Origin of the sequence: Mixta mediterraneensis (genome assembly GCF_030283135.1) — a bacterium.
Classification (GTDB): Bacteria; Pseudomonadota; Gammaproteobacteria; order Enterobacterales; family Enterobacteriaceae; genus Pantoea; species Pantoea mediterraneensis.
The window spans coordinates 63,731-84,355 of the sequence record NZ_JASUAZ010000002.1 but is presented as its reverse complement, the minus strand read 5'-3'; the positions used below and the strand labels follow the sequence as shown (position 1 = coordinate 84,355).

At 52.3% G+C, this 20,625-nt stretch carries 16 protein-coding genes; 4 read left to right on the top strand and 12 right to left on the bottom strand.

Going from position 1 to position 20,625, the window contains the following annotated elements:
• Positions 1–15: 15 nt before the first annotated feature.
• The 3 genes from QRY16_RS02195 to QRY16_RS02185 all read right to left on the bottom strand — a co-directional run bounded on the left by QRY16_RS02195 (position 16) and on the right by QRY16_RS02185 (position 2,824).
• Entirely contained in the window at positions 16–1,029 is a 1,014-nt protein-coding gene (locus tag QRY16_RS02195) for a TIGR04086 family membrane protein (protein WP_289775488.1), read from the bottom strand.
• Positions 1,030–1,235: 206 nt separating this feature from the next.
• Positions 1,236–2,207, bottom strand: a complete 972-nt coding sequence (locus tag QRY16_RS02190; RefSeq protein WP_289775487.1) for a nickel/cobalt transporter — start codon at positions 2,205–2,207, stop codon at positions 1,236–1,238.
• Positions 2,198–2,824 (bottom strand): DUF1007 family protein, encoded by a 627-nt coding sequence (locus QRY16_RS02185; protein ID WP_193404592.1) that lies wholly within the window; start codon positions 2,822–2,824, stop codon positions 2,198–2,200. Before QRY16_RS02185 ends, QRY16_RS02190 begins: the two co-directional genes overlap by 10 nt.
• A gap of 155 nt (positions 2,825–2,979) precedes the next feature.
• On the opposite strand from QRY16_RS02185, the gene csiE reads away from it, so the two are divergent.
• Positions 2,980–4,248 carry a stationary phase inducible protein CsiE gene (gene csiE, locus QRY16_RS02180; RefSeq protein ID WP_289775486.1) on the top strand — a complete coding sequence of 423 codons (1,269 nt, stop codon included), beginning with the start codon at positions 2,980–2,982 and terminating at the stop codon, positions 4,246–4,248.
• Here the strand turns inward: csiE and QRY16_RS02175 are convergent.
• Together QRY16_RS02175 and glyA are read right to left on the bottom strand one after the other, a co-directional pair.
• Positions 4,230–5,378, bottom strand: a complete 1,149-nt coding sequence (locus QRY16_RS02175; protein ID WP_289775485.1) for a 3-phenylpropionate MFS transporter — start codon at positions 5,376–5,378, stop codon at positions 4,230–4,232. The two genes, csiE and QRY16_RS02175, sit on opposite strands and share 19 nt — an antisense overlap.
• 128 nt (positions 5,379–5,506) lie before the next feature.
• Entirely contained in the window at positions 5,507–6,760 is a 1,254-nt protein-coding gene (glyA, locus tag QRY16_RS02170; RefSeq protein WP_289775484.1) for a serine hydroxymethyltransferase, read from the bottom strand.
• Positions 6,761–7,089: 329 nt separating this feature from the next.
• Here glyA and hmpA point away from each other — a divergent pair, with 329 nt between their 5' ends.
• Positions 7,090–8,274, top strand: coding sequence for an NO-inducible flavohemoprotein (hmpA, locus tag QRY16_RS02165; protein WP_289775483.1), 1,185 nt, complete (start codon positions 7,090–7,092; stop codon positions 8,272–8,274).
• A 50-nt stretch (positions 8,275–8,324) separates the two neighbouring features.
• Here the strand turns inward: hmpA and glnB are convergent, their stop codons facing one another.
• The 5 genes from glnB to purL all read right to left on the bottom strand — a co-directional run bounded on the left by glnB (position 8,325) and on the right by purL (position 16,659).
• Entirely contained in the window at positions 8,325–8,663 is a 339-nt protein-coding gene (gene glnB / locus QRY16_RS02160; RefSeq protein WP_007886217.1) for a nitrogen regulatory protein P-II, read from the bottom strand.
• A gap of 98 nt (positions 8,664–8,761) precedes the next feature.
• Positions 8,762–10,099 carry a two-component system response regulator GlrR gene (gene glrR / locus QRY16_RS02155; RefSeq protein WP_193404587.1) on the bottom strand — a complete coding sequence of 446 codons (1,338 nt, stop codon included), beginning with the start codon at positions 10,097–10,099 and terminating at the stop codon, positions 8,762–8,764.
• The gene (qseG, locus tag QRY16_RS02150) at positions 10,096–10,767 is read right to left on the bottom strand and encodes a two-component system QseEF-associated lipoprotein QseG (RefSeq protein ID WP_193404586.1); all 672 of its coding nucleotides are present in this window, start codon (positions 10,765–10,767) and stop codon (positions 10,096–10,098) included. Before qseG ends, glrR begins: the two co-directional genes overlap by 4 nt.
• A gap of 3 nt (positions 10,768–10,770) precedes the next feature.
• On the bottom strand, positions 10,771–12,198 hold the full coding sequence (locus tag QRY16_RS02145; protein WP_289775482.1) for a sensor histidine kinase: 1,428 nt from the start codon (positions 12,196–12,198) through the stop codon (positions 10,771–10,773).
• Between the two features lie 570 nt (positions 12,199–12,768).
• Entirely contained in the window at positions 12,769–16,659 is a 3,891-nt protein-coding gene (purL, locus tag QRY16_RS02140) for a phosphoribosylformylglycinamidine synthase (protein ID WP_289775481.1), read from the bottom strand.
• Positions 16,660–16,928: 269 nt separating this feature from the next.
• Between purL and mltF the strand changes: the two genes are divergently transcribed.
• A complete protein-coding gene (gene mltF, locus QRY16_RS02135) occupies positions 16,929–18,386 on the top strand; it encodes a membrane-bound lytic murein transglycosylase MltF (RefSeq protein WP_289775480.1) in 1,458 nt (485 codons plus the stop codon).
• On the opposite strand, the gene tadA is transcribed toward mltF, so the two are convergent.
• Together tadA and yfhb are read right to left on the bottom strand one after the other, a co-directional pair.
• Positions 18,383–18,877 (bottom strand): tRNA adenosine(34) deaminase TadA, encoded by a 495-nt coding sequence (tadA, locus tag QRY16_RS02130; RefSeq protein WP_193404582.1) that lies wholly within the window; start codon positions 18,875–18,877, stop codon positions 18,383–18,385. The genes mltF and tadA overlap by 4 nt on opposite strands.
• Before the next feature lie 66 nt (positions 18,878–18,943).
• Complete coding sequence (yfhb, locus tag QRY16_RS02125) at positions 18,944–19,582, bottom strand: phosphatidylglycerophosphatase C (protein ID WP_289775479.1); 639 nt, start codon at positions 19,580–19,582, stop codon at positions 18,944–18,946.
• 157 nt (positions 19,583–19,739) lie between these two features.
• Here yfhb and QRY16_RS02120 point away from each other — a divergent pair, with 157 nt between their 5' ends.
• Positions 19,740–20,579: a MurR/RpiR family transcriptional regulator gene (locus QRY16_RS02120; protein ID WP_289775478.1), complete on the top strand. Its 840-nt coding sequence runs from the start codon at positions 19,740–19,742 to the stop codon at positions 20,577–20,579.
• Positions 20,580–20,625 lie beyond the last annotated feature (46 nt).

Sequence of the window (20,625 nt, the reverse complement as noted above, 5' to 3'; positions counted from 1 at the left end):
AATGTATCCGCTACATTAACGACGTTCGTGGCCCAGCACCTGATGCGGCTGAGTACGACGCCCGACCATACCCATTACACCAGCCAGGATGGCTTCAATAATTAACATAAAGAACGCATACCAGCTGGCTTTCGCCGTGGCTACAGCAGCCTGCTGTGCCGCTTCACGCGCTTTTTGTTCTGCCTGTTGTTTCAGCTCCTGGTATTTTTGCACCGCCTGCTGATAGCTTTGCTCAGTCTGCGCAACGATCTGATCGACTTCCTGATCGCTTTTACCGGTCCGCGCTTTGATGATATTTTTCAATGCGTCGCGATCGGCCGCCTGCAATGTATCGGAATGACGATTCATTACGCTACGTACCCAGTTAGCTAAATCAGTATCGGCTGTTTGCGTATGGTTAGCAGTATTAGAGGCTTGATTCTCTGCATTTTGCGCTTCGTTATTTGCATCCTGTTTTAACTTCTCAGGCTGTAATTCTGGCTTGCCGGTTTGGCGAAGCGTAGTTTCTAACTGATTTTGCAGATCATCTAAATTAATATTATTTTCTTGCAGTTTATCTTTCGCCATTTGCGTCAGTGATGGCGCAGCGGCGGAAATACCGCTACCAAACGCCTGGAAGCCAGATCCAACAATATTCATCGCGCCGCCTAAAACGCTACTCGCAAGTGAAATTGCCAGATAAATGGTGAAAACAGTGCTCAGACCAAACATCAATAAACCATGTAATGCTCCTTCGCGTTGAGCAAGACGTCCGGCTATATAGCTACCGGCCGCCATCGCGATTAACATGTCCACCGCAGTCCATACCAGGGCACCTGTGCCGATATGCTGCAAAGGGTTTTGTTCATCCATAGGATCGATAGTCGTTGCGCCAATAGCGGTTCCTAGCAGGGCAAGTAAAATGTGCACAATTAACGCACAAATCACCCCAGCAAAAACGGCGCTCCAGGAAATACGTTTCAGCGGCAAATCGGCAGACGTTGTCGTCACCGTTTGAGTAGTGCCATTATTAATCCGGGTTTCAGCCATAATATGTTCTCCTTGAACCAGACGTAGAGCAATTTTAATTATTCAACCGCACAAAAAGATGTCCGATTAGTCGTTATTAGCGTAGACAGAAAAAACATTTTTCACCAGCAAAGCGCAAAGAGAAATACAAACTTTAACGCGCCGTGAAAATAACCCGCAAGGAGAGAAAGTGCAGGACGATATATTTACCGTTGCGCTTTTAAATATCAGAAAGGACGAATACCGCTGCTCATTACAGGTTGTGCCGATTGCCATAATGCGACACCTGCAACTATTAATATCAGGCTGCCTGACAGAGCCAGTAACGGCATAAATAGACGTATATTGCTCGCCGCTACGTTGTTTTTCCCTAATCGCTGAGCGAAAGTACGCGAACACTGTACTATTAAGCCTATTGCTGAGATGGTTAACGCTGTACCCGCTGCCATGACCCCTGCCGACACTACGCCCCACAGATAAACACCGATCACTTTGGCAAATAATAGCATCATGATCGCACCTGAACAGGGGCGTAACCCCATCGACATCACCACCAGCAGCTGGGTTTTCCAGTTCACCGCCTCAGAAATCTGTTGCGCATCTGGCAGGTGAGCATGGCCGCATCCGCAATGTTTATGGTGCTGATGGACGGCTTGTATTGCATAAAGGGTCATCGTTGGGCGCGAACGCCATAGCCGCCACAGTGATTTCAGTGCGCGATAGCCAATCCACACACCCAGCCCAATAACCAGCAGATAACTGCCCTTCTCAAGCCAGAAACTACTGAGGTGCAGCTGGCGCGACGAGGTTTGCAGAATTACCAGCATCAGCGTAACCAGTACAATGGCTGTCGAACCTTGCAGCAACGATGCCAGCAGGGTTAGCCTCATACTGGTTTTTAGCTTTGCCGGATGGGTTGCCAGAAACGTGGTAATCACGACTTTGCCGTGCCCCGGTCCCAGCGCATGCAGCACACCATAGATCAGACTGAAGCCGACCAGCGAAAAACCTGCCTGCTGCGGCTGTGCGGCAACCTGTTGCAGTAGCTGAGTCATTTGCTGATGCAGCTCTCTCTGCCATAACACGCTTTGCAATAAGATTTGCGGCCAGTGCAGCCAAAAAGTCGCGCCCAGCAAAATGATGATGCCTGCTGCTAACCACAGCGGCCAGCGACGTAGCGAAACCTTCATTAATGGCATGCCAAAATCACCGTTTGGGCAAATTGCCGTCCTAAATCCACGTCTTCGCGCGGCGCATCGGCTTTATCCAGCGACAGCGCATATTGCTTTAGCGAATCAGCTGGCTCAGGCGTGTTGAGCCTGAACTGGCAACGCGAGCGTAAAACGGCAGGCAGACTCAGCGCGTTGGCACTGGCATAAGTCATATCGACAAAATAGCTGGGATCAAAAGTAACGATTTCAAAGCGTTGTCCGTTCAGCACGGGGGGCTCTGCCAGCAGCAGAATAAATTCCAGCACCGCTTTATGTCCATTGCGAGAAAGATTGTACTCTTTTGGCAGATTCAAAAATTTCACCCGCTGCTTGTTGTGCCAGATTTCAGAAAAATAGTGCTGGCCCAACACATTCGCCATCACGCCTGCCGCCAGCTTCTTCCATACCACCGTGCCGGGCTTCGCCTTACCAGCGTCATACAACAGATCGGCAGAGGTGATCTCATCCATCGTCCAGGTCATTTTAAGGGCGGTAAAGCGATCCCCGTCAGCCATCAGTTCCGTTTTCATATCAATAAAACTATGTGGATGTGCGAAGACATCCGAACTCATCAATATCAGCAAAGCAAAAAGTGCGCGTTTCATAATGTTATAAAGTAACGTTTCCGTCAAAAAGAGTCCATTAGTAACAAAAATTTGTGACCCGCTTTAAACCTCTGAGCAAAAAACCGGCCAATCTACGCAGTGAACTTATCCCTTGACTATTCTTAGCTCAAAATTACTCGCTGGAATTTAGATTGATGAGTTCTGCTACATCTTCAGCACCACTCTTCACCCGTTCACAGCGTCGTTGCCATCTTTTGTTACTGTTGTTTCTGCCGTCTCCCGCGCTAACGCTTGAAAAACTCTGCCAGCTTAATCGGGTAGAGCCTGCGGTTGCCCGACAGGATATTGCAGATGTCGGTGATGAGATACAGCGCTACCACCAACTGGAACTGCATCAAATGGTGGACGGCAGTTTACGTATTCATGGTACGGAGCTGGACCGACGCATCTGTTTGCTGCATAACCTGCGGCGTAGTCTGCGCTTGTCGCAAGATTTTGTCTGTGAACATTTTGCCATGCCGCTGCGTCAGCGTTTGCAGGTAATGAAGATTGAAAAAGCGTTATACGATGAGATCAATTTACAGGCGTTGATTCAACACTGCAGCCTGCGGCTGGCACGTGATTTCAGCCCACGTGATCGCCTGTTTTTGCAGATTTTTATGAAATACGGTTTGTGCCAGCGCCAGCCAGCCTTGTTCAGTACACGCCAAGCTGCCTGGTTACAACACAAAGCCGAACGTGATGCGGCGCTGGATGTAATTCATCACTGGCAAAAGCGCTGTCACCTCGCCCCGCCGATCAGCGAAGCTGATTTTTGGACGCTGCTGTTCAGTTTGATCCATGCGCCCAATGCCGCATCTTTACAGCACCCCAGCGAATACCGCCTGATGCAGGCCACCGATAGGTTAATCGATGCTTTTGAACGCGGCGCAAAGGTGATATTCGCCGATCGTAGTGAGCTGCAACACCAGCTTTTTACCCACCTCGCGCAAGCATTAGATCGCATCCATTTTAATATCGGCATTGATAACAGCGTGGCGCTGGACGTTGTACGCCTTTATCCTCGCCTGCTGCGTACTACTCAGCAGGCGTTAACCGTTTTTGAAAGTGATTACGAGGTTGAATTTAGCCCCGAAGAAGTCAGCTTGATCACGGTAATTTTTGGTGCCTGGCTGATGCAGGGAAACGCGTTACAGGAAAAACAGGTACTGCTACTGACGGGTGAAAATAGCGCGCTAGAGCAGGAAGTTGAGCAGCAGATCCGTGAGATCACACTGCTGCCGATCAATATAAAGTACCAGGAAATGAATGATTTTCAGCATAATGGTGCACCACGTGAAATAGACCTGGTGATTTCCCCTTACGCCGCCTCGCTGCCGCTGTTTTCGCCGCCGCTGATTCACGCTGAGCTGCCGCTGACAGCACATCAGCAGCAGCGAATTCGTTATTTACTGGAATCGTAACCTGGACGCAAAAAAAGCGCAGGTAACGCTATCAGCGCCATAACCCAGAACACATAGCCTTGCAGATGGGTGAACAGCACGCCACAAATCATGGTCACAATGGCAATGCCACCCCCCATCGCCAGCGCGGAATAAAGCGATTGCAGACGAATCACGTCTGTACCTTTGCGTGCGGCGATAAAACGCATCGCTGCCAGATGACAAACGGTAAAGCTACCGCAATGAAGAATCTGCGCCACAATCAGCAGCGGCAGTGCCGTACTGGCACCCAGCAGTCCCCAACGGAGCAGCGAGCAAATCGCGGATAACAGCAGCAAATCGCGGGACGACCAGCGTTTAAACAGGACGTGGCTCCAGGCGAAAATAACGATCTCTGCCACCACGCCGAGTGACCATAAATATCCCACCACGGAGGCTGAGTAGCCGCTCTCTTGCCACCAAATAGCGCTAAAGCCGTAATAAGCGGCATGCGCGCCCTGTAACAGCGTGACGCATAACATAAAGCGCCAAACTGCGCGCGCTTGCAATAACACGCGCCAGGCGTCCCATCCGCCATCGGCTGCGCCCTGTCGTTCGCTACCCTGCGGTTGTGTGGCTGGCGAAAGCATCATTCCTGCCAGCATGCTAATCGCGCCAATTGTTAACAACGCCAGAATAGCCTGCGATGAATACGCGTTAACCAGCATGCCGGTTAACGCCGAGCTGATAACAAACGCCAGCGATCCCCAGAGTCGCACCGGACCATAAGCCAGACCAATTTGCTGTGTCCAGGTTGCCGCAAGCGCATCGCTAAGCGGCACCAGTGGCGAGAAAAACAGATTGAAACCCACCATCAGCAGCAGTAGCCACAGCCATTGCTGCCCTATCCAGTAACCGACAGCGAACAGACACGTCATTAACGCCAGCGCACGCAATGCGGTAATCAGTTGAGACGGATTGCGAACTTGCGAAGCGATCAACAGGCTGCCAACAAAACGCGCAACCATGCCGCAGCCGAGCAGCAAACCGATTTTTTCAGCCTCCAGGCCAACGCCTTTTAGCCACACGCCCCAGAAAGGCAGGTAAATGCCATAACAAAAAAAGTAGGTGAAATAACTTAATCCGAGCCATTTGGCGGAGCCGATTTCCATATTCCTTCCAGCAAGAGTGCGTCATTGCAGCAAGCATAGCCACGGCCTGGCAGCGCAATAGAATGTACAGCAGTAAAAAAGGATGGCTTTCGCCATCCTTTTGTCTGTTTTGCTCAGCGGGTAATCGCTTATGCGTAAACCGGCAACCGGCTGCAGACATCCAGCACTTTCTGCTTAACGCGTTCAATGGTCGCTTCGTCGTTGATATTATCCAATACGTCAGCAATCCAGCCAGCCAGTTCGCGCACTTCTGCTTCTTTAAAACCACGGCGTGTCACTGCCGGCGTACCGATACGTACTCCTGACGTGACAAATGGGCTCTTCGGATCGTTAGGTACACTGTTTTTGTTCACGGTAATGTTAGCGCGACCCAGCGCGGCATCCGCTTCTTTACCGGTCAGGTTTTTGCTCACCAGATCAATCAGGAACAGATGGTTGTGAGTACCACCGGAAACGATGTTGTAGCCACGTTCAATCAGCACTTCCACCATCGCTTTTGCATTTTTCGCGACTTGCTGCTGGTAAGTTTTGAACTCAGGTTCCATTGCTTCTTTGAATGCCACCGCTTTACCTGCAATAACGTGCATCAGTGGACCACCCTGCCCTCCAGGAAAGACTGCGGAGTTCAGTTTTTTATACAGATCTTCATCGCCGCCTTTAGCGAGGATCAGACCGCCACGCGGACCCGCCAAGGTTTTGTGCGTCGTTGAAGTAACGATATGAGCGTGTGGAACCGGCGTTGGGTAAACATCAGCAGCAATCAGACCCGCCACGTGCGCCATATCAACAAACAGATAAGCGCCAACACTGTCTGCGATTTCACGCATTTTTGCCCAGTCGCAGATACCAGAATAAGCAGAGAAACCGCCCACAATCATTTTTGGCTTATGGGTTTTCGCCAGTTCAGCCAGTTCGTCGTAATCAATCTTGCCGGTTTCATCGATGCCGTAAGGCACCACATTGTACAGTTTACCGGACAGGTTTACCGGTGAGCCGTGCGTCAGGTGACCACCGTGTGCCAGGTTCATACCCAGAATGGTGTCGCCGGGTTGCAGCAGCGCAGTGTAAACCGCGAAATTAGCCTGAGAACCGGAATGCGGTTGCACGTTCGCGTAATCAGCGCCAAACAACGCTTTTGCCCGATCAATCGCTAATTGCTCAACGATGTCAACATATTCGCAGCCGCCATAATAACGTTTACCAGGATAGCCTTCCGCATATTTGTTGGTGAGCTGCGAGCCTTGCGCCTGCATAACACGCGGGCTGGTGTAGTTTTCAGAAGCAATCAATTCAATATGCTCTTCCTGACGCACCTTTTCTTGCTCCATCGCCTGCCACAACTCGGCATCATAATCGGCAATGTTCATATCACGCTTTAGCATCCGCATCTCCTGACTCAGCTATCTTTTTAACGGCAGTTTAAGCCCCCGCAAGGGGCGAAGGCCCACAGTGTAAACCGTTTTAATGGGTGAAGGTAGCGTGAATCCCCTCTTTTTACGCAAACGATTGGCCCCTTTCTGCTAAAGGATTTTAACGCTGTTTTGCAAGCCCAGCGCGACACAATTTTTATTCAGGTTTGGTGGAAAACTTTTCATTTTGCACCGAAAAGTTGCCACTCTATTACCCTGAAAAAAGAGCGGGTTATTTACAAACCGAGGTCATATCATTAAGATGCATTTAAAATGCAACTTATAAACACGAGGTCCTTTTTATGCTTGATGCACAAACTATCGCTACTGTGAAAGCCAGCCTTCCTGCCGTTGCGGCCTGTGGTCCAAAGCTTACCGCGCATTTTTATGATCGCATGCTGTCACATCATCCCGAACTGAAAAACGTCTTTAATATAAATAACCAGCGCAACGGCGCTCAGCGTGAAGCGTTGTTCAATGCGATTTGTGCTTATGGTGCAAATCTGGAAAACCTTGCCGCGCTGCTGCCAGCGGTGGAAAAGATTGCGCAAAAACACACCGGTCTGAATATTCAGCCCGAACAATACGCTATTGTGGGCGAGCATTTACTGGCGTCGATTAAAGAATTGTTAAATCCCGGTGATGAAGTCCTGGCGGCATGGGGACGTGCTTACGGCGTACTGGCACAGGTGTTTATCCAGCGCGAAGAAGCCATTTATCAGGATTCAGAACAACAACGTGGTGGCTGGCGGGGAACGCGTGCGTTTCGCATTAGCGCCATTGAGGAGCAAAGTTCGGTAATTAAAAGCATCACACTCACGCCCGTTGACGGCGGCGCGGTGGCTGCCTTCCAGCCAGGGCAATATCTCACCGTCTACCTGCATCCCGCTTCGTTTGAGTACCAGCAAATTCGCCAATATTCAATTACCAACAGCAGCAACGGCAAGGATTATCGCATTGCGGTAAAACGCGAAGCACAAGGCACTGTCTCTGGCTATCTGCATCGGTACGCCGTCGTCGGCGACGAGATTCAGCTGGCCCCCCCACATGGCGACTTCTTTATGCAAGTGACGCCTGAGACGCCAGTTGCACTTATCTCTGCCGGTGTTGGACAAACGCCCCTGCTGGCAATGTTACATGCTTTGGCAGAACAACAGCATGCCGCCCCGGTTAGCTGGTTACACGCGGCTGAAAATGGTGAACAGCATGCTTTTTCTGCGGAAGTCACCGCGACGGGTGGGTGTCTGAATGATTTTGAACAGCAGGTCTGGTATCGCCAGCCAACAGAACAGGACGCCGGGCGTTTTACCGCACAAGGCTTGATGAATTTAACTACGCTGCCAGCACGTCTGCAGGATGTAAACACCCACTTCTATCTTTGCGGTCCGCTGGGCTTTATGCAGTTCGCAGGCGGCCAGTTACGGGATGCGGGTGTGGACCTGGCGCGCATTCATTATGAAGTTTTTGGACCATACAAAGTACTGTAATAAAAAAAACCGCAGCGGTAACCGTTGCGGTTTTTCTATTGAATGCGGGGTTAAATCGCCTCTTCGTCTTCTTCGCCGGTACGAATACGCACCACGCGCGCCACGTCAAAGACAAAGATTTTACCGTCACCAATCTTGCCGGTCTGTGCGGTTTTCATGATGGTTTCCACACAGGTATCAACAATATCATCGCCCACCACCATTTCAATTTTCACTTTTGGCAGGAAATCGACCATATATTCCGCACCGCGATACAGTTCGGTATGGCCTTTCTGACGACCAAAGCCTTTAACTTCGCTCACGGTCATCCCGGTAATGCCTACTTCGGCTAAGGCTTCACGCACATCATCGAGCTTGAACGGTTTGATAATTGCATCGATCTTTTTCATGTCAGACCCTTTTCTCTTTCCCTCCGTGGTCGGAAGGGTGTCTCAAGTATAAATGTTCCTGGCGGCGTCGCAGGCTTATCGCGCCTCGCGGCAGAAAACTACTCTTTAAAATCGCTGGCGTCCAGTTCGTGACGAGACAGCAGCCTATAAAACTCAGTACGATTACGTCCAGCCAGGCGTGCCGCATTGGTGACGTTGCCTTTGGTCATCTGTAGCAATTTGCGCAGGTAATTAAGTTCAAACTGATTACGCGCCTCGACAAAGGTTGGCAGCGCACTGTTCTCCCCCGTCAACGCTTGCTCGACTAAGGCATCGCTGATAACAGGCGACGAGCTGAGCGCAACGCACTGCTCAATCACGTTAACTAACTGGCGCACGTTACCTGGCCAGCTGGCGGCCATGAGTCGCTTCATAGCATCAACCGAGAAACTGCGTATCTGCGGCTTATGCCGCTCGGCGGCCTGACGCAGCAGATGATTCGCCAGCAGGGGAATGTCTTCGGCGCGCTGATGCAGCGTTGGTATTTTTAAATTCACCACGTTCAGACGATAAAAAAGGTCTTCGCGAAACTCTTTTTTTTCCATCGCCTTCGGCAGATCGCGATGCGTGGCAGAGATGATACGGACATTGATCGCAACATCGTTATTGCTGCCCAGCGGACGCACTTTTCGCTCCTGTAGCACGCGCAGCAGTTTTACCTGCAATGCCTGGGGCATATCGCCTATTTCATCAAGAAACAGCGTGCCGCCTTCTGCCGCCTGAAACAGACCTTCGCGTGCGCTGACTGCGCCGGTAAACGCGCCTCTGGCGTGGCCAAACAGTTCGGATTCCAGCAGCTGTTCTGGTAATGCTCCGCAGTTAATGGCGATAAAAGGCTTATCTGCACGCGGACTGGCGGCATGAATAGCCTGAGCCAGCACTTCTTTGCCAGTGCCGCTTTGACCGTTAATTAACACGCTGACGTCTGACTGCGCCACCATGTGCGCCTGCTCCAGTAAATGCAACATTTGTGGGTTGCGCGTGACTATCGCTTCGCGCCAGCGGTCATCGCTGATGGGCACCCGCTGTGCCAGCGCTTCATCAATGGCTTTGTACAGCGCGTCACGATCGACGGGTTTAGTCAGGAAGCTGAATACGCCTTGCTGAGTAGCAGAAACGGCATCAGGGATCGATCCATGCGCGGTAAGGATGATCACCGGTAAGCCAGTGTGGCGCTTTTGGATCTCGCCAAACAGCGCCAGGCCATCCATCTCATCCATACGCAGGTCGCTTATCACCAACTCAATCTTCTCTTTTTGCAGCAGACGTAACGCTTCCGGCCCACTGGCAGCCGTGATCACCTGATACCCTTCGCTGCTCAGGCGCATACCCAAAAGCTTTAACAGGCTGGGATCGTCATCCACCAACAGCAAGCGTGCGGGTTGTTTTATCATCATTGCTCCTCCGCCTGTGGCAAAGCCGTGCCGTGTGTGCTGTCGGAGATGTCCGGCGCTTTGCGCGACGATAGCTGGCGTTCAATATCGGTCAGCCGCTCCAGTTTGTGCTGGGTATCACTGAGCTGCTGGCGCATCTGAATTTGCTGTTGGCGCAGTTGATCCATTTGCATATCGCTGGTTTGTTGCAGACGTGAATAACGCGTGCGCGTTTCGCTCAGATCAAGCTGTGCCGCCTGGTTGCTGCGCCATAGCTGGATAAGTGGACGAACCGAGGCTGGAAATGTGGCGCTGAAGCTGTCGAGTGTCGTAACGTAATCGCGTCGTTCCATTGGCGTCACGTTGCCGTTAGCCATTAATACGCCCTGTTTAAAGGCGCGCGACCAGTTTTCTGCCGACCAGCGATGGGCTTCGGCTCGTGCCTGGTCAGGAGACAAGCGTTCAGCGCAGTCAATGGCGCGTAGCCAGTAAAGCGGATTGCTTACCGCAGCGGCAGTTTCAATCGGCCAGACACTGCTGCATTCGGTTGTCAGATAATCGGCTATTTTTACCTGCGGTTCTGCAACCGAATGCGTTGAAGGCAGCGAGGGCGAAACCGGGGAGGTCTGGCATCCACTAAGCAACAGGCTGGTTAACGCGCTTAGTAATAATAAGGGTGTGAAGAATTTCATTATTCAGACATTCCCGGCTGTGGTGTTCAGTTCAATGCGAAAGCAAACGTCAGCTTCTGGACTATCGACCAGCCTCAGATCGCCATACATACGGCGAACGCAGTCTTTAGCGATGCTTAAACCCAGCCCGCTGCCTTTAACCGGCCCCTGACGCTGCTGGCTACCCTGAAAAAAGGGTTCAAAAATCATTTTTTGCTCTTCAGCGGGAATTGGCGTGCCAGTGTTCGCCACTTCAATCCAAATCTTTTCGCCCTGCTGCTGGCTACGTAGCCAGATGTTACCGGATTCACTGCCGTAGTTCACGGCATTGGAATAGAGATTATCAATTGCCCGCATCAGCAGCATCGGCTCTGCCAGGCAGTGCTTCACGTTGAGCACAATTTCGGTATGCATCAGCTTCGTTCTGGCGGGCAAAGCATGGGCGCTGACGACCATATTGATGATCTCATCCAGCGCGACCGTTTCCAGCGGCGTTGGGCTGTCTGTCAGCTTGCGATTATAGTCGAGCAGTTGTTCAATCAACTGCTGTAAATGACGACTGCTGCTGTCCAGAATCGCAACCACTTCTTTTTGATCGGCATTCAATGCACCTGCCACCTCATCGGCTAACAGCTCGGTTCCTTCCCGCAGGCTGGCGAGTGGCGTTTTCAGCTCATGGGAGAGGTGACGTAAAAATTCGTGGCGTTGCGTTTCCAGCCATGCCAGCCGTTCGCTCAGCCAGACGATACGCTGGCCCAGCGAGCGCAATTCACGCGGCCCACGGAACGCAATGCTGCTGCCTGGCTCGCGTCCTTCACCGAGGCGATTGATCATGCGTTCAATGCTTTTAACCGGACCAATGATCATACCGGTAAACAGCAGTACCAACGCGAGGCTGATAACAAATAAAATCAGCGCCTGCCAGCCGAAAAACTGGCCGCGATCGGCAATCTCATGTTGCAGTTGCAGGCCCCGGGAGAATACGACCTGACGCGTATCCTGCACAAGCTGCGCATTGGTAGCAGAGAAGCGGTCCAGCGCCAGCGATGCCGTAATTACCGGATTGCTGCTTTTGCATTTCAGCTGGGTTAACTGCGGCATAATAGCCTGTAACGTCTGGAAGGCGGGCAGTTCTGGCAGGCTGGCAGCGTGCGAATCCAGCATTTGGTTGTAACGTGCAAGTTGGGTTTGATAAAGCCGCGCCAGTGTGGCGTCGTCTAAAACACAGTATTGACGATAGCTGCGCTCTAGCTCAACGGCCGTTCGGGCCATCGCCTCGCTACGACGCACGTCGGTGAAGGTGTTGCGATTCGTATCGGCGGCCTGTTCGCTCAGGGCGGAAAGGCTTTCCCATGCCTGCCATGCCAGCACCAAAAGCGGTAATAGCACCAACAAAAACGCCATCAGTACCAGCTGACGCAAAGATCGGGGAAATAGACGCCATTTTTTCACGCAACCGCTTCCTTAAAAAAACGCTTAACGGATGCTAGCGGAGTCTGACGCTGGAAGAAAGTGAAACAAAAGAAAACGGCAGGCTCTGCGGCCTGCCGTTAACGCAACGCCTGAGCATTGCGGAAGAATAAGGTGGAGCCTAACTCAACGTTACGTCCGATGCTTGATAACGTTGCATAGCAAACGATTATCGGTGGGGTGGACGGCAGGCTCCGTTTGGTGCGTCATTCGATTTTTATGAGCTCTGAGCCATAAAGCCAGGCAATCATAAACAGGTGAATGAGCAGTAATGGTTACATAGCAATATCCGTGCCAGATTTAATAAAGCCTTTATTATCAGAAAATTGATTAAACAAGAGCAGCGCGTAGCAGCCGATTATACCGTTTGGTCTGAAATAGTGTCGCCAATGACCAACACTTAAGGCCAGAAAAAACAAAAACATTAAAAATCAGCCAAATAAATGTCTCTTTTTAGAGACATATAAGTAAGGTGATTGTCGTCTTTTCCCAACAATCACCAACGTAAAAAAGGAGGCATCGCTGCCTCCTTGTTTTATCTGGTTTTTAACTTTAACCCAGCTGCTTACGCGCATTACGGAAAATACGCATCCACGGACTGTCTTCGCCCCACTCTGCCGGATGCCATGAGTTGCTCACCGTGCGGAACACGCGTTCCGGGTGCGGCATCATGATCGTCACCCGGCCGCTTTCGTTTGTTACAGCGGTGATGCCATTCGGTGAACCGTTCGGGTTAGCCGGGTAAGTTTCTGTCACCTTGCTGAAGTTATCAACAAAGCGCAGCGCAACCAGTCCCTTCGCCTCCAGTGCCGCAAGATGCGCACCATCACGCACTTCAACAAAACCTTCCCCATGCGAGACCGCGATCGGCATATAAGAACCGACCATGCCTTCTAACAGCAGCGATGGGCTTGCAGCGACTTCAACCAGGCTAGAGCGTGCTTCAAAACGCTCTGACTGATTACGCACAAAACGCGGCCACAAGTCGCTGCCCGGAATTAATTCGCGCAGGTTGGACATCATCTGGCAGCCGTTACACACGCCCAGCGCCAGGGTCTGTGGACGATGGAAGAATTGCTCAAACTCATCACGAACGCGTGGATTGAAAAGAATGGATTTCGCCCACCCTTCCCCCGCTCCTAATACGTCTCCGTAGGAGAAACCGCCACATGCCGCTAATGCCTGGAACTCTTCCAGACCGCGACGACCGGCCAGCAGATCGCTCATGTGTACGTCAACCGCAGTGAAACCGGCGCGATCAAAGGCCGCCGCCATTTCAACGTGCGAGTTGACGCCTTGCTCACGCAACACCGCAACACGGGGACGCGCACCACAGGCAATCATTGGCGCGGCAACGTCTTCTTCCGGTTTGAATGTCAGATGAACATTCAGGCCGGGATCGCTGTCATTTTTCTTAGCCTCGTGCTCCTGATCGGCACAAGCGGGGTTGTCACGCAGGCGCTGCATTTGCCAGGTGGTTTCTGCCCACCAGGTACGCAACGTGGTACGGCTTTCGCTGTACACCACGCTATCGCCGGAACGAATAACGAAACGATCGCCTGGTTGCGCACTGCCCAGCACATGACTACATGCAGCTAAACCATGGTCAGCAAGAACCGTCTCAACCCGTGCACGATCGGCAGCATTGATTTGGATCACCGCGCCCAGCTCTTCGCTAAACAAAGCGGCCAGTGCATCGCTGCCCAGAGCGGCAATATCAACGTCTATGCCACAATGACCGGTAAACGCCATCTCTGCCAGCGTTACCAGTAAACCTCCGTCTGAACGATCGTGGTACGCCAGCAGTTTCTGCCCGGCCACCAGCGCCTGGATAGCATTGAAGAAGCCAGCCAACTGTTGTGCATCGCGCACGTCGGCGGGTTTGTCACCTAACTGGCGATAAACCTGCGACAGTGCTGTTGCGCCCAGCGTGTTCGCGCCATTACCCAGGTCGATCAGCAGCAGTAAGTTTTCCTGATCGGCCTGTAACTGTGGCGTTACGGTGCGACGGACATCTTCCACACGAGCAAATGCGGTAATAACCAGCGACAGCGGCGAGGTCATTTCGCGTTGCCCGGTGCCTTGCTGCCAGCGGGTTTTCATCGACATTGAGTCTTTACCCACCGGAATAGTGATACCCAGCGCTGGACACAGTTCTTCGCCCACAGCTTTCACCGCCTCATACAAACCAGCATCCTCACCCGGATGGCCCGCAGCAGACATCCAGTTGGCCGACAGCTTCACCCGCTTTAATGAGCCGATCTGCGTCGCTGCCAGGTTAGTGAGTGCTTCACCGACCGCCAGGCGCCCGGAAGCGGCAAAGTCCAGCAATGCAACAGGCGCACGTTCGCCGAGTGCGAAGGCTTCACCGTAATAGCTGTCGAGGCTGGCAGTAGTGACCGCACAGTTGGCAACCGGAATCTGCCACGGCCCGACCATCTGATCGCGCGCGACCATGCCGGTAACGCTACGATCCCCGATGGTCACCAGGAAAGTTTTTTCAGCCACGGCTGGCAAATGCAACACACGATTTACCGCATCAGCCAATGTGATACCGTCGCGCTGTAACGCCGCACCTTGTGCGCGCTGCTTCACCACATTACGCGTCATTTTTGGCGTTTTCCCCAACAGCACATCCAGCGGCATGTCGATTGGATTGTTGTCGAAATGGCTGTCCGTCAGGCTCAGATGCAACGCCTCTGTCGCTTCACCAATCACCGCATACGGAGCACGCTCACGCTGGCAAATGGCATCAAACTCAGCCAGTTTTTCTGGCGAAACAGCCATGACATAACGCTCTTGCGATTCGTTACACCACACTTCCAGCGGGCTCATACCTGGCTCGTCGCTGAGAATATCGCGCAGGTTAAAACGACCACCACGGCCACCATCGCTGACCAGTTCTGGCATGGCATTGGAAAGCCCGCCCGCGCCAACGTCATGGATAAATAAAATGGGGTTGTCATCACCGAGCTGCCAGCAGCGGTCGATCACTTCCTGGCAACGACGTTCCATTTCAGGGTTGTCACGTTGTACTGATGCAAAATCAAGATCGGCGTCAGACTGACCGGATGCCATAGACGACGCCGCGCCGCCGCCCAGCCCAATATTCATCGCCGGTCCACCCAGCACAATTAGCCTGGCCCCGACGCTGATTTCCCCTTTCTGTACGTGATCGGCACGGATATTACCAATGCCCCCCGCCAGCATGATCGGTTTGTGATAACCGCGCAGCTCCTCACCGTTATGGCTGTTAACCCGCTCTTCATAAGTCCGGAAATAGCCGTTTAACGCCGGGCGACCAAATTCGTTGTTAAACGCTGCGCCGCCTAAAGGCCCTTCGGTCATGATGTCCAGTGCGCTAACAATACGTTCAGGCTTGCCGAAATCCTCTTCCCACGGCTGCCCGAAGCCGGGAATACGCAGGTTAGAGACGGAGAAGCCCACTAAACCGGCTTTCGGTTTGGCGCCACGTCCGGTTGCACCTTCGTCACGAATTTCGCCACCGGAACCGGTTGCTGCCCCAGGCCACGGGGAAATTGCGGTTGGATGGTTATGCGTTTCGACTTTCATCAGGATATGTGCGGCTTCCTGATGGTATGCATATTCACCTTTATCCGCGTCAGCGAAGAAGCGGCCGACTTCAGAACCTTCCATCACTGCGGCATTGTCTTTATAAGCGGACAGCACGTAATCTGGCGTCTGCTCAAAGGTGTTTTTGATCATTTTGAACAGCGACTTCGGCTGTTTTTCACCATCGATAATCCAGTCGGCGTTAAAAATCTTGTGACGACAGTGTTCTGAGTTGGCCTGCGCGAACATGTACAGTTCGATGTCATTCGGGTTGCGACCCAGTTTGGTGAAGGCATCGAGCAGATAGTCAATTTCGTCTTCAGCTAATGCCAGGCCCAGGCTGATGTTTGCCTGAACCAATGCCTGACGACCTTCACGCAATATATCAATACTTTTTACCGGCTGCGGCTCATGACGGATAAACAGCTGTTCAGCCTGTGCCAGATCGCTATACACGGTTTCCACCATGCGATCATGCAGTAATGCGGCCAGGGTTTGCCACTGCGCGTCCGTTAGCTGTGGTGCATCAATATAGAAGGCCATACCGCGCTCAAGGCGACGCACCTGTGGTAAACCACAGTTATGGGCGATGTCGGTCGCTTTTGATGACCAGGGCGAAAGGGTGCCTGGACGTGGCGTAACCAGCAGCAGACGCCCTTGCGGCGCGTATTCAGCGAGAGAAGGACCGTATTTAAGCAGGCGCTGCAGGCGGGCTTTTTCATCGGCGCTCAGCGGCGTGCTGACATCGGCAAAATGGACGTACTCAGCGTAAATATCACTCACCGGTAGATGAGCTTCCTGAAAGCGGGTCAGCAGTTTGTTTACACGAAAAGCCGACAGGGCGGGCGAACCACGCAGAATTTCCATCATTAAAGATCTCTCGTCTTCGAAGCGCCGGGCGACGCTTCATTGGGCGCAACAGGGAAAACGGGGCGTATTATAGAGAAACAGCACTCGCGACGAAACCGTTTGCGCAAAATTTATGGCCCCCCGGATTTGCCTGAATTTTGCACAGAAATTGCTTTATGAGTTGCTCTGCTTCGCTTTGTTGCGCAAAATGCCCCTCGCTCTGGGAGTTCAAAAAAGATCAATATTGCCTGTAAAAGACAGGGGCCTTAGAGCCATCGAGAGATAACTATTTGAAACGCTTTAAATTTAATTATCTGTTTATCGGTCTGGTTGCCGTACTGTTAGCACTGGCTTTATGGCCGTCCATCCCCTGGTATGGCGGCGGACAAGACGCGATCTCACGGATTAAATCACGGGGAGTGTTGCGTATCAGCACCATTAATTCCCCGCTGACTTACTACACCATCAATAAATCTCCAGCCGGGATGGATTATGAGCTGGCGAAGCGCTTCGCCGATTATCTGGGCGTAAAGCTGAAAATCACTGTCCGTCCTAATCTCAGCGACCTGTTTGACGACCTTGATGATGGCAAAGCGGATTTGCTGGCTGCAGGACTGATCTACAACAGCGAACGTCTGGCGCGTTATCAAACCGGGCCAGGTTACTACAATGTGTCGCAGCAGCTGGTGTATCGCGTGAACAAACCACGCCCTAAAAACCTTGGTGATTTGAATGGGCGGTTAACGGTTGCCTCGGGCTCAGCCTATTTATCGACATTAAAAAATGCCAAATCTAAACAGTATTCTAATCTCGATTGGGCTATCTCTACCGATCAGAACCCAAAAGCGCTACTGGAAGCAGTGGCCGATGACAAACTTGATTATACCATTGGCGATTCAGTGACGATTGCGCTGCTCCAGCGTATTCATCCGCAGCTGGCGGTGGCTTTTGACGTGACCGATGAAGAACCTGTGACCTGGTATCTGCCCCACAGTGAAGATGGCAGCCTGAATGCTGCGATGCTCGATTTCTTTAATGGTATGGGCGAAGAAGGGGCGATGGCACGACTGGATGAGAAATACCTCGGTCACGTAGGCACTTTCGATTATGTTGATACTCGTACTTTTTTACGTGCTATCGACAGCACCTTACCGGACATCAAACCGCTGTTTGAAAAATATGCCAGCGGCATAGACTGGCGCTTATTAGCCGCTATTTCTTATCAGGAATCGCACTGGAATCCGCAAGCCACTTCGCCTACCGGCGTGCGCGGTATGATGATGTTGACGCGAAATACCGCCGATAGCCTGAAGGTTGCTGATCGTACCGATGCCGAACAAAGCATTCGCGGCGGCAGCGAATATTTACAGCGTATGATGGAAAAAGTGCCGCCAACCATTCCTGAAGAGGAGCGCATTTGGTTTGCGCTGGCGGCGTATAACATGGGTTATGCGCATATGCTGGATGCGCGCAAGCTCACCGCCAGGCAAGGCAGCAATCCAGACAGCTGGGCCGATGTAAAGCTGCGCTTACCGATGCTAAGCCAGAAGCGTTATTACACGCAGACGACTTACGGCTACGCACGCGGCCACGAAGCCTATAACTATGTTGAAAATATCCGTAAATATCAGATAAGCCTGGTGGGATATTTGCAGGAACAGGATAAGCGTATTGCCCGGCAGGCAGCGTTAGAAGCAGAGCTGGGCAGAGGTTATCCGGCGGTTGAGCCAAAAATTGCAATGAATTAAAGCTCGCGCAGGGCCTGACGCTGCGCTTTTTTCTGCTCGCGCCGCATGCGGAAAAAGTCACTCAACATGCCCGCACACTCTTCAGCCAGTACGCCGCTGACCCGCTCAATTTGATGGTTCATGCCTGGATGACCCAGCACATCTATCAGCGAGCCTGCCGCGCCGGTTTTCTCGTCATGCGCACCAAAAACCAGACGCGTGATACGGCTATGCACCATTGCGCCCGCACACATCACGCAGGGTTCCAGCGTGACATAAAGCGTGGTATCAAGCAGACGATAATTCTCCAGCACTTCTCCACCCTGTCGCAGCGCCATGATTTCGGCGTGGGCAGTCGGATCATGTTGCCCAATCGGTCGATTCCAGCCCTCACCAATTACGCGATCGCCCTGTACCAGCACCGCGCCAACCGGGACTTCACCCTGCTCCCAGGCCAGACGCGCCAGCCCAAGCGCATGACGCATCCAGTATTCATGTTGTTGTTGGTCCACCCTGGCGACTCCCGACTACAGAAAAGCGGCGCATTATAGCGATCTCTTCGCCCGATTCGAAGCGGCTTATTCCAGCTGTTGCAGTTCACCGCCTGGCGTCACACTCCAGCGGTGCTGACAGAAAAACAGTAGCGGGTTATCTTGTTTGCTGTCGCTGTAACCGCTGTACAACTGCAGCGGCGTGCCAATTTTTTCTTCCAGCTGCGCCACTTTTTCATGACCAAGACAACGCATCGCGAGTATGCGCCCTCCTGCCCCACGTTGCATTTGACTGGCGATCAGTTTCACGCGCGGCAAAAAAGCAGAATCATAATAAACCTGTTCGACCAGCGCCTGCGGCGATCCGGTAATTAACCAGACGTCGGCATCATCGCTATTGAGATAATCGGTCAAACGTTGCTGGACCACCGGAAAAGCCCTTACCCGCAGGCGAAACCACTGCGCGAATTCCGCTTCCAGCTGTAATAAGGTGCGTTCAGAGCGACCAAACGTAATTGACCACAGCAGCAGGCTCATCGGCCAGCGTGCCGCCCGGCCTTTAAGCAATAATCCCAGCCCGACTACCGGCAGTAGCGGCACCATTAACAGCAAATTGAGCGGTTTACGCCGTAGCAAATAACGCATAAAGGTGCCGAACATATCCTGTTGATGCAGCGTACCATCCAGGTCAAAAAACACCACGCGACGTTGTGTACCTTTGGTCAAGCCACTCTCCTTTTCGCTGATTTTTGCCTTATCTGCCTTCATTGTAGCCATCATCAGACGACGCGGCGACGACTCTCATTTTTAATTCCAGTGTCTACAATGCTCAATGAATAGTTTATTCTTCGCGAAATAATCATTAAAACCAAGAGGATTGGGCATGAGCTCCTTGTTGCGTATTCGCCAGCTTTATCCCCGCCTGGCGCTAAATGAGCGCCGCCTGGCCGATTTTTTGCTATCGCAGCCGGACAGGGCGCGGCATCTGAGTTCACAGAAGCTGGCAGAAGAAGCCGGGATTAGCCAGTCTGGCGTCGTGAAGTTTGCCCAGAAGCTCGGTTACAAAGGCTTTCCGGCGCTGAAATTAGCCTTGAGTGAATCGCTGGCAGACAAGGATGCGATTACCGTGCACAACCACATATTAAGTGACGATCCGCTGAAAACCGTAGGTGAGAAATTACTGACCGAAAAGCTTTCCGCTATTCGGGCGACACTGGATATTAACAGCGAAAAAAAACTCAATGACGTCTTGCTGCTGCTGAAAAACGCCCGGCGCATCCTGCTGGTTGGCATTGGCGCGTCAGGTCTGGTGGCAAAAGACTTCTCCTGGAAGCTGATGAAAATTGGTATTAACGCGGTGGCTGAGCAGGATATGCATGCCTTGCTGGCGAGCGTTCAGGCGATGGGACCCGGCGACGTATTACTGGCGATCTCATACACCGGCGAGCGGCGCGAGATTAATCTGGCGGCCCAGGAAGCGGCAAGCGTTGGCGCAAGCGTGTTAGCCTTTACCGGCTTCACACCAAATACCCTGCAACAGCGTGCAACACACTGTCTTTATACCGTGGCGGAAGAGCAAAGCACGCGTAGCGCCGCAATTTCATCTACCACTGCGCAACTGGCGTTAACCGATCTGCTGTTTATGGCGCTGATACAAAATGATCCCGAACGTGCGTCGAGCCATATCCGCCACAGCGAAGCCCTGGTGAAAAAGCTGGTCTGAGCAGTTTCTGCGCGTATAATACCCGCGCTTTTTCTGTTGTTATCAG

Bases quoted from the DNA above. Each gene is read 5' to 3' on its own strand.
- QRY16_RS02175 (WP_289775485.1), bottom strand. From the start codon at position 5,378: ATGGAAATCGGCTCCGCCAAATGGCTCGGATTAAGTTATTTCACCTAC.
- glrR (WP_193404587.1), bottom strand. From the start codon at position 10,099: ATGATGATAAAACAACCCGCACGCTTGCTGTTGGTGGATGACGATCCC.
- csiE (WP_289775486.1), top strand. From the start codon at position 2,980: ATGAGTTCTGCTACATCTTCAGCACCACTCTTCACCCGTTCACAGCGT.
- qseG (WP_193404586.1), bottom strand. From the start codon at position 10,767: ATGAAATTCTTCACACCCTTATTATTACTAAGCGCGTTAACCAGCCTG.
- hmpA (WP_289775483.1), top strand. From the start codon at position 7,090: ATGCTTGATGCACAAACTATCGCTACTGTGAAAGCCAGCCTTCCTGCC.
- QRY16_RS02185 (WP_193404592.1), bottom strand. From the start codon at position 2,824: ATGAAACGCGCACTTTTTGCTTTGCTGATATTGATGAGTTCGGATGTC.
- QRY16_RS02120 (WP_289775478.1), top strand. From the start codon at position 19,740: ATGAGCTCCTTGTTGCGTATTCGCCAGCTTTATCCCCGCCTGGCGCTA.
- QRY16_RS02195 (WP_289775488.1), bottom strand. From the start codon at position 1,029: ATGGCTGAAACCCGGATTAATAATGGCACTACTCAAACGGTGACGACA.
- QRY16_RS02190 (WP_289775487.1), bottom strand. From the start codon at position 2,207: ATGCCATTAATGAAGGTTTCGCTACGTCGCTGGCCGCTGTGGTTAGCA.
- purL (WP_289775481.1), bottom strand. From the start codon at position 16,659: ATGATGGAAATTCTGCGTGGTTCGCCCGCCCTGTCGGCTTTTCGTGTA.
- glyA (WP_289775484.1), bottom strand. From the start codon at position 6,760: ATGCTAAAGCGTGATATGAACATTGCCGATTATGATGCCGAGTTGTGG.
- glnB (WP_007886217.1), bottom strand. From the start codon at position 8,663: ATGAAAAAGATCGATGCAATTATCAAACCGTTCAAGCTCGATGATGTG.